Raw genomic sequence first — 740 nt, 5'->3', positions numbered from 1 at the left:
CTTAAACCGTAAGAAGGTTTCACTTGAATTTCGGACTGAACACCAGTGCTCTTTTCCATTGCAGTCACAGATAGTAAACCGTCAGCATCAACTTGGTACGTCACTCGGATGTGCGCAGCACCTGCCGCCATAGGAGGAATACCTTTTAGTGAGAAACGCGCAAGTGAACGACAATCATCCACCATCTCGCGCTCACCTTGCACAACGTGCACGCTCATCGCCGTTTGACCATCTTTGAAGGTGGTAAACTCTTGCGCGCGAGCAACAGGAATCGTGGTGTTGCGCGGAATGATTTTCTCAACCAACCCACCCATGGTTTCAATACCCAATGATAATGGAATCACGTCAAGCAGCAGCATTTCAGAGTCAGGTTTGTTACCAGCAAGAATATCTGCTTGGATGCCTGCACCAATAGCCACCACTTCATCAGGATTGATGCTAGTGAGTGGTGTGCGGCCAAAGAATTCGCCTACCATTTCACGGACAAGCAAGGTACGAGTTGAGCCACCAACCATCACCACTTCAAGTACTTCCTCCGCTTCTACGTCAGCATCTTTCAGTGCACGACGACAAGACATCAGAGTTTTCTTCACGAGTGGGCGAATCAGATCTTCGAACTGCTCGCGTGTTACAGTGCCTTTCCAGCCAAACACGTCAACTTCTACGCTGTCTTGCTCAGAGAAAGCAATTTTGGTCGCCGTTGCAATGTTCAGTAATGCACGGTTTTTCTCAGCAGAAAG

General features: G+C 48.6%; 1 protein-coding gene. It reads right to left on the bottom strand.

Translation table 11 applies throughout. The features are described 5' to 3' along the window. Positions 1 to 740, bottom strand: a 740-nt coding sequence (locus tag R7Z47_RS24750; RefSeq protein ID WP_318130750.1) for an Hsp70 family protein, incomplete at both ends; no start/stop codon positions are given.

The organism is Vibrio sp. 1641 (assembly GCF_033339995.1).
Classification (GTDB): Bacteria; Pseudomonadota; Gammaproteobacteria; order Enterobacterales; family Vibrionaceae; genus Vibrio; species Vibrio alginolyticus.
The sequence above is the reverse complement of the archived record's forward strand: the minus strand, read 5'-3'. Positions and strand labels throughout refer to the sequence as shown.